The following is an 8,209-nucleotide window of genomic DNA, read 5'->3' as shown; positions in this document are numbered from 1 at the left end:
GACCGTCACAAGCAGCGGGGCCCGGCCGGCCGGGCCCCGCTGCTTGTGACGGTCTATACGATCGACATGCCGGGCGATGACGCCGCGCGCGACGCGGTGCTGGCCGAGGTGGGACGCATCGCGGCCGGGCTGTAGAGCGCGCTCCGGTCGGCGGCCCGCCACGCGTGCGGGCACGGGCCCGACGGCCATTCTTCAATCGGGCTGCGTCGGCGTCGGAGCCGTGCGAAGCCTGGTGCGGAGGTCTGCGAGGAGCCAGCCGCCTGCGCGGCCGAGCGGGCGGTCGCGCCCGTGCGCCGCATAAATCCGCAGGCTGGCGGATTGCATGATGGATTCGTCCGGGATGACGAGTTCGACGAGCCGTCCCGCGGCGATGTGCGGGGCGACGAGATGGTGGGGCACCTTGCACCAGCCGAGACCCGCCAGCAGGAAATCCAGCCGCCGACCGAGATCGACGAAGCGCCACAAACGCGAGCCGACGATGCCGAAGGCGGTTCCGTCCTGATCGTTCGGGTAGGACAGCACCAATTGGGTTTGCGCCTCGAGGTCCACCCGATGCAGCGGTCGCCCCAGCTGCACCAGCGGATGCCCGGGCGTCGCGACGGCGACGAGGCGCAGGTCCATCAGCCCATAGGCGGTCAGGCTCGGCGGCGGCGCCGGAACCAGCAGGCAAACCCCGAGTGATGCCGAGCCGTCGCCAAGCCGCCGTTCCGCCCCGCCGATGCCTTCCGTCCAGAAGTTGACCGGAAGATCGGGAAAGGCCCCGCGCAGCGCGTGGAGGCTGTCGATGAGCGGCGCCGTCGGCACAAAGGGATCGATGGCGACGTTCAGCGCCGGCTCGAGGCCGATGCGGGCGCCCGCCGCCACGGCTTCAAACCGTCCGACGCTGCTGAGCACGTGCCGCGCTTGTTCGAGCAAACTCGCCCCGACCGGGGTGAACCGGGGCTTGTGGCCGCTCCGGTCGAACACCTGCACGCCCTGGGCGTCCTCCAGGGTCTGCACCGCTTGGCTCACCGCGGACTGTACGCGGCCGAGCTTGCGCCCGGCGGCCGAGAAGCTGCCGGCGTCGGCGACCGCCACAAGCACCCTGAGCTGGTCGAGCGTCAGCGATCCGATCATATCCATCACTCCAGCCGATGGACATTATCAAGTTTTGATCGCTTCCGCACCGGTGTCGACGGCCTTATCCCGGCAGGCCAGCGCCGAGACGGCCATGCTCGGCCTCACAGGAATACAACGATGACCAAGCTCCTCGTCGTCGAGACCAGCCCACGGGGCCCCTCGTCGATCTCTCGGACCATGACCCGGCATTTCCTTGATGCGTGGCACAAAGCCCATCCGGACGGCGCGGTCGTCACCCGGGACCTCGCGGAAACCGACTTGCCGTTCGTCACCGCCGCCTGGATCCAGGCGATGTTCACGCCCACGGAACACCGCACCCCGGCCATGCAGGCCGAGATGCGCGTGTCCGACGAACTCGTCGCCGAGGTCCTGGCGGCCGACCACATCGTGATCGCCACGCCGGTTTACAACTACAACGTCCCGGCAACTCTGAAGGCCTGGATCGACCAGATCGTGCGCAAGGGCATCGTCCTCGGTCCCGACGGCGAAGGCACCCTCGGCGGCAAGAAGGCGACCCTGCTGATCGCGTCCGGCGGCAATTATGCCGAAGGCTCTCCGATCCGCGACCGGGACATCGCGACCCAGTACCTTCGCGTCGTGCTCGACGCCATGGGGATCACGGATGTGACCGTCGTGGCGGGTGGCGGCGCCAAGGCCGTCGACATGCGCGAAACCACGATGGACGCGTTCCTGGGGACACTCGGCCCGGCGATCGAGGGCGCCGCCGCCTGACAAACCGTTCGTTTCGGACCCAACCCGGCGCCTCTCGCTCGGCGGCCCGTCGCCCCTGAGGTGCGAGGGCGCCGCACGGGGCCGCCGGGGCGGGTCAGCCTTCGCGCTGCCGCTCTGCAGGGAGGATTTCGAGACCGCGCAGCACGGTTTCGGCATGCTGGCGGGCCATCGCCGCGAGGTCCGGCGCATGCGGGCTGCCGGCTCCGAACACTTCCCGGAACAAGAGCGCGGCCGCAAAAGGGCCGACGATCGAGAAGGCATGGATGCCGGGGTCGCCGGGCCGCACCTCGCCCCGGGCCTGCGCCTGGGCCACAAGGGTGGTCAGCACGCTCAGGAGCCGCCCCGCGACGGCGTCGTGCCAGATGATCGCCAGATCCGGGAAGGCCCGGCTTTCGCCGACGACCATCCTGGCCAGGGCCGGGATGCGTCCGTCGCCCAACCGGTCGGCCGCAAGCATCAGCAGAACCGGCACGAGGTCGCCGAGGTTGCCCCGGGCCGCCACGGCGGCGCCCTCGACCTCCTCGAGGTTGGCCGCGACCCCATGGCGGACGACGGCCCTGAACAGCTCTTCCTTGCTGTCGAAGTAGCGATACAGCGTCCCCTTGGCGATGCCGGCGCGCTTGGCGATGTCGTCGAGCTTGGTCGGGGCGAAGCCTTGGGCCGCGAACACGTCCATGGCCGCCTCGACGATCTCGGTGGGCCGCGCTTCCTTGCGCCGGCTCCACTTCGGCTTGATCTCCGTCACGCCAATCCCCGCTGACGGGGCTTCACCTTGCGAGCCGGATGTTGCGCTCGCCGAGGTAGCGGTCGAGGTTCGCCGGCGATCCTTGCGGGTCGGCCAGCGCCACATAGGTGTCCGGGCGCAGCAGATAGGACGCATCGCGCGCCAGGCCGGCCGCGCCATGTTCGGCATGCCAGTCGAAAACGTGCAGCGGCACGGCATGCGCCTCGCACCAGTCCCGCAAGCCCGCTTGGGCGGCCCCGTAAACATGGACCTGCCAGCCGATGCCGGACATCGGGCCGTAATTGTCACCCCCGTCGAAGCGAACGTAGGGCAGGCGTTCGCCGCCACTCACCTTGCCGGCCTTGCCGGCGCTGAGGGGACTTCCCGGATAATCGATCATCGTTTGCGACACGACGCGGAACATCGATTCCCTCACCGCATCGACGCTCCAGGCCGCCTTGACGAACAAGGGTGCGATGCGGGTCCGGATGAATTCGGCGACGTTGCCCGTGGCGGTCACGAAGGTGAAGGCCCGGTCCGTGGTTTCCACGAGCTTGCGCGCGAAGACCGGCCGCTCGGCCTCGAAGCTGTCGATCAGATCGTCCCCGGCCCGACCCTTGAGCACGGCGGCGAGCTTCCACGCCAGATTGATCGCATCGCCGATCCCGGTGTTCATGCCCTGGCCGCCGGCCGGGCTGTGCACATGCGCGGCATCGCCCAGCAGAAAGGCGCGGCCGTGCCGGAAGCGCTCCGTCACCCGGTGGTGGACCCGATAGGTCGAGAACCAGTTCACGGTGCGCACCGTCAGGCCCAGCGCCGCGACGGACCGATGGCCGACGTCGTCGAACGTCAGCGGCTCCGACGCTTCCGCGCGATCGCCCCGCACCGTGCCGACGAAGCGGAGCACGCCCGGGCGCCCATAGGGCATGACCAGCATGAACTCCGGCCCGTCGAAGACGATGCTGGTTTCGCCATCGAAGGGATCGGATTCCACCTCGACATCGGCGACATAGAACCGCTGCTCGTAGGTGCCCCCCTCGAAGCTGGCGCCGAGCACGGTCCTGACCGTCGAACGCGCGCCGTCGCAGCCGGTCAGATAGGCGGCCTCGCAGGTGTCCTCGTGGCCATCGGGCCCGCGCAGCCGGGCCGTCACGCCGGTCCCGTTGTCGGTGAAATCGACGAGCTCGGTCTGCCGCTCCACCTCGATGTTCCGTTCGCGGAGCCGCTCGACCAGGAAGGCCTCGTGCAGGTCCTGCGGGTAGATCAGCAGGAACGGATACGGCGTGACGGTGTCACCGAAGTCGTTGAACGGAACATGGGCGCGTCGCTTGCCGCCCGTCCACATGTTGATGCCGGAACTCCTGTGGCCCGCCGCCACGACCGCGTCGGCGATGCCGGTCTGCCGGTAGAGCTCGAGGGTGCGGGCATGAACGGCGGTCGCCCGCGAGGTCGTGCCGGGCCCGGTCGACTTGTCGATGATCCTGACCTTGACGCCCTGTGCATCGAGCCACAGCGCCATGACGAGCCCGGTCGGGCCGGCGCCGACGACCAACACTTCGGTTCGAGCCATTGTGGGGTCCTTTCTGATAAATGACTTTCAAGTCATTTAATGCGCGGCCCGTCTTGGGTCAACCCGGCCGACGCGGCGCCGTCGATGGCAGGCTATCCGGGCAGAGTTCGGGGGCGGGAAGGGAGGGGGGGCACTCGCCGCCACGGCTCTGCGTCCGGCCGCAAGGAAGCTCCCGCAAAGGCGGATGGCGGCGCCATGGCGCCCTTAGCCGCGAGTGCGTCAGGACCGATGACGGGCAGACAGGATCACAGATCGGGAACCGGCCGCGACCCTCGTGCGGCGCAGCGCCGCCCTGTCAGCGCGTAAAGAACGAGAAGAACTGCCCGTCGGTCATGTCGGGGTCACGCTTGATGCGGCAGGGGGTGACGAACTCGAAGGCGTTCGAATTGTAGCAATAGGTGTCCTTGCCGCAGAAGGTCATCTTGCCGTTGTGCCGGTTCACCTTGATCTGGGTGACGGGCCCGAACAGCTTGTTGGTCTTCGACTTCATCTGTTCGGGCGCTTCCTCGGCCGGCACGTCGGTCAGGATGCGGGCGGTGCAATGGGGCTCGCCCGCGAAGGGGTCGGGCCCGGCCGCCCGCGCGGCTTGGGTGAAGCAGGCCAGCAGGGCGGCGGCGGCAAGGGCGGTGCGCATGTCGGTCCTTCCAGGGGAGCGGCACAAATCGAAGGGCATCGGCGCGCTAACGGCGAAACCGCCGTCGGGGTTCAGGCGGCGCATTCGAGGCCGAGGAAATCGCGCACGGCCCCGACGTCGGCGTCGCGGGCCACGAAGCTTTCGCCGATGCCGCGCGCCAGGATCAGGGTCAGCCGGCCACGGTCGTTCTTCTTGTCCTGGGCCATGGCGTCCAGCATGGCTTCGGGCGACGCGAAGCCCGGCCCGAGCCGGGCCGCGATCGTGGTTGGCAGGCCGGCGGCCCTGAGGTGGGCCGCGACGCGCTCGGCGTCCTGGCCGGCGCAAAGGCCCTGCCGGACCGAAAAGCGGAACGCCATGGCGATGCCGATCGCCACCGCCTCGCCATGCACCAGCCGGGCGCCGTCATAGCCGGCCAGGCGTTCCAGCGCATGGCCGAAGGTGTGGCCGAGGTTGAGCAAGGCCCGGTCGCCCGTCTCGTATTCGTCGCGCGCCACCACCGCCGCCTTGGCGGCGACGGCCCGCCGGACGGCCTCGACGCGTTCCGGGGCGCCTTGGAAGATGCCAGCACGGTGGCGCTCGCACCATTCGAAGAAGCCGCGGTCGTCGATCAGGCCGTATTTCACCAGCTCCGCATAGCCGGCCCGGAACTCGCGCTCCGGCAGGGTGTCGAGCACATCCGTGTCGGCCAGCACGAGGCTCGGTTGGTGGAAGGCGCCGACGAGGTTCTTGCCCAGGGGGGAATTGATGGCCGTCTTGCCGCCGACGGACGAATCCACCTGGGCCAGCAGGCTCGTCGGGATCTGCACCAGCGGCAGGCCACGCTTCAAACAGGCGGCCGCAAAGCCCGCGAGGTCACCCACCACGCCGCCACCGAGTGCAATGACGCAATCGCGACGCTCGAGCTTCGCGGTTAGCAGAGCGTCGCAAACTTCGGCGAAGCAGGTATAGGATTTTGAGGTTTCGCCTGCCGGCACCACGATAGGCGGCGCACAGCGGACCCCAGCTAGGTGAAGACTTGTTTGCAAAGCCTGCACATGATGACCAGCCACGTTCGTGTCCGTGACGATCGCGCAGGCCGCGCCGGGCGCGAGCGCCGCGATACGCCAGCCCGCGTCGAACAAAAGGCCAGGACCCACAAGCACGTCATAAGAGCGTTCTCCCAGCCTCACCGCCACGGTGCTTGGTGTGCCTCCAGAAACGTTATCCGTTGAGGCAATGCTCATCATCCGATCTCACGTTGAACGATGTGCGGTGTGGCTCGCTTCATGGGACAATGCAATGCTGGCCAAAGCAGCATGAACAGGGCGGGTGCTGGTGTCGAGCTGGAGTAGGATGCACATAGCCCTCGGCGGCATCGGCACTGCTTTCGCGGACGCAAACTTCCGACGCTACTCGGTCGGTGCGATCATATCCTGGCTAAGCTTCTTCATTCAGACAGTCGCGGTTGCCTGGTTGACGTGGGATCTGACGCATTCGACGACTTGGCTGGCCGTAATTGCCTTGCTGGACGCCGTGCCAATGAGCGTGCTGGCGCCGTTAGGCGGCATCATCGCAGACCGACATGATCGCTTCCGTATCCTGATGGTGGCCTACAGCTTCGCAACATTGCAGGCGGCGCTTCTCGCCGCGCTGGCATTTTCAGGAACTCTGACCATCGAGAGGCTTGGAGCGCTGACGCTGCTGCATGGACTTGTCCATGCCTTCAGTGTTCCAGCACAATTCGGGCTTCTGCCCCGCTTCGTTGCGCGCGATCGGCTGCCCTCCGCCATTGCCGTCGCTTCCGCCTACAGCAATCTTGGATTCTTTCTCGGGCCGGCGCTGGCAGGCTGGGTGATCCTGCATTTTGGCGTAGGCGTTGCCTTCGCAAGCAACGTCGTGGGCTATGGCATCTATTTTTGGTCCGCTGCGCTGCTGCAGCGCTTACCCGAAGATAAACCTCCGATCGCAAGCAATCGGTCTATCGCACGTGATTTCATCGAAGGCGTTCAAACGATCGTCGGTCACCGCGGCATCCGTGCGTTGCTGGCTCTTATGACTCTCGGCGATGCACTCGCGGCTGCGGTCAGGCAAATGCTTCCAGCGTTCTCCGACCGAATTTTCCATTCCGGTGTTCAAGGCCTTTCCGCCCTGCTGGCCGGAGCCGGTGCTGGCGCCACATTGGCGGCGCTCTGGCTTGCGCAGGGAGGGATGCGCCGCGTTACAAGCACACGCATCATCTGGGCATTCCTTGGCTTTTTGGCCGCGACATTGGTCCTCCTGACCGCAGGCGGGCTTAGCATGGCCGTCGCCGCGATGGTGGCGCGAGGGTTCTGCTTCGAGATTTGCAGGACCGCCCTCGTGGCGCTCCTGCAAACATCGGTGTCCGACGCCGTCCGTGGACGAATCATGAGCACACAGTTCCTGCTGCAGCAGGGTGCGCGTGCGGCCGGTGTCGCGACGATTGGTTGGGCTGCTACGGATTGGGGATTACGAGGTCCCTTGTTTTGGGGCGTGTTACTGGCTGCCCTCGTATGGAGCGCGGCCTTTTGGTCGCGCCACGCCGTTAATGCGGCCTTTACGGTATCAACAACGGTGCCGTAAATCCGAACGATTGCTTCAAGCCGCCGCCCCATCGCCGAGCGGCCCCGACTCGAGGGCCGCCAGCACGTCTTCCACCACCTGGTCCTGCGTGCCGTCGCGCGAGATCACGGTGGCGTCGGCCTGGGCGTAGACGGGGTAGCGCACCTCGATCAGGCGCTTCATGGTGCCTTCGGGATCGGCGGTGTAGAGGATCGGCCGGTTCGAGCGCTTGCGCACCCGCCGCATCAGCACCTCGAAATCCGCCTTCAGCCACACCGACACCGCGCCCGAGCGCACGGCCGCCCGCGTGGCCGCATGGATGAAGGCGCCGCCGCCGGTCGCCACCACGCGCGATCCCGCCCCGATCACCCGGGCCACGACGCGGCATTCGCGGTCGCGGAAATAGGATTCGCCATGCAGGGCGAAGATTTCCGGAATGGTCATCGCGGCCGCGAGCTCGATCTCGTGGTCGGTGTCGACGAAGTCGAGGCCGAGCCGGGCCGCGAGGCGCCGGCCGATCACGGTCTTGCCGGCCCCCATCATGCCGACGAGCGCGATCGATCGGCCGGCAAGGCGCGCCAAAAGCGCCTCAGCCCGCGCGTCGCGCTCGCTCACCAATCCGTCATGCTGTCGGCCGAAACCGTCCTGAACTCCCCGCATGGCGCCTTTCCTAGCATGCCCGGGTTTTCGCGCATCCGCTTCGTTGCGGCCTTGTGGATTCAACGCACCGCGCCGCGCCGCCATTCGGCCTCGACGGCCCGCTCCAGCACCGGGTCGGCGGCCTGCGGGGCGAGCCGGTCGAGCGCGGCGCCATCGCGTGCGGCCTCCGCCGTGGCACCGACGGCCGGCGCCACATGGCCCCAGCCCGCAT

General features: G+C 67.6%; 8 protein-coding genes. 2 read left to right on the top strand and 6 right to left on the bottom strand.

Going from position 1 to position 8,209, the window contains the following annotated elements; all coding sequences use genetic code 11:
* Window positions 1–192: 192 nt before the first annotated feature.
* A complete protein-coding gene (locus P7D22_RS21375; protein WP_319936282.1) occupies window positions 193–1,116 on the bottom strand; it encodes a LysR family transcriptional regulator in 924 nt (307 codons plus the stop codon).
* A gap of 120 nt (window positions 1,117–1,236) precedes the next feature.
* Between P7D22_RS21375 and P7D22_RS21370 the strand changes: the two genes are divergently transcribed.
* The gene (locus P7D22_RS21370; RefSeq protein WP_319936281.1) at window positions 1,237–1,851 is read left to right on the top strand and encodes an FMN-dependent NADH-azoreductase; all 615 of its coding nucleotides are present in this window, start codon (window positions 1,237–1,239) and stop codon (window positions 1,849–1,851) included.
* A 94-nt stretch (window positions 1,852–1,945) separates the two neighbouring features.
* Here the strand turns inward: P7D22_RS21370 and P7D22_RS21365 are convergent, their stop codons facing one another.
* From P7D22_RS21365 to aroB, 4 genes are all read right to left on the bottom strand, one after another.
* Window positions 1,946–2,596 (bottom strand): TetR/AcrR family transcriptional regulator, encoded by a 651-nt coding sequence (locus P7D22_RS21365; protein WP_319936280.1) that lies wholly within the window; start codon window positions 2,594–2,596, stop codon window positions 1,946–1,948.
* A gap of 22 nt (window positions 2,597–2,618) precedes the next feature.
* Window positions 2,619–4,145 carry an FAD-dependent monooxygenase gene (locus tag P7D22_RS21360; RefSeq protein WP_319936279.1) on the bottom strand — a complete coding sequence of 509 codons (1,527 nt, stop codon included), beginning with the start codon at window positions 4,143–4,145 and terminating at the stop codon, window positions 2,619–2,621.
* Window positions 4,146–4,440: 295 nt separating this feature from the next.
* Window positions 4,441–4,779 (bottom strand): hypothetical protein, encoded by a 339-nt coding sequence (locus tag P7D22_RS21355; RefSeq protein WP_319936278.1) that lies wholly within the window; start codon window positions 4,777–4,779, stop codon window positions 4,441–4,443.
* 71 nt (window positions 4,780–4,850) lie between these two features.
* Complete coding sequence (gene aroB, locus P7D22_RS21350; protein ID WP_319936277.1) at window positions 4,851–5,915, bottom strand: 3-dehydroquinate synthase; 1,065 nt, start codon at window positions 5,913–5,915, stop codon at window positions 4,851–4,853.
* 196 nt (window positions 5,916–6,111) lie between these two features.
* Here aroB and P7D22_RS21345 point away from each other — a divergent pair, with 196 nt between their 5' ends.
* Entirely contained in the window at window positions 6,112–7,359 is a 1,248-nt protein-coding gene (locus P7D22_RS21345) for an MFS transporter (RefSeq protein ID WP_319936276.1), read from the top strand.
* A gap of 15 nt (window positions 7,360–7,374) precedes the next feature.
* Here the strand turns inward: P7D22_RS21345 and P7D22_RS21340 are convergent, their stop codons facing one another.
* On the bottom strand, window positions 7,375–7,998 hold the full coding sequence (locus P7D22_RS21340) for a shikimate kinase (RefSeq protein ID WP_319936275.1): 624 nt from the start codon (window positions 7,996–7,998) through the stop codon (window positions 7,375–7,377).
* Window positions 7,999–8,209: the final 211 nt, after the last annotated feature.

It is taken from the genome of Lichenihabitans sp. Uapishka_5 (genome assembly GCF_033947565.1).
Lineage (GTDB): Bacteria > Pseudomonadota > Alphaproteobacteria > Rhizobiales > Beijerinckiaceae > Lichenihabitans.
This window is presented reverse-complemented; position numbering and strand designations above follow the sequence as displayed.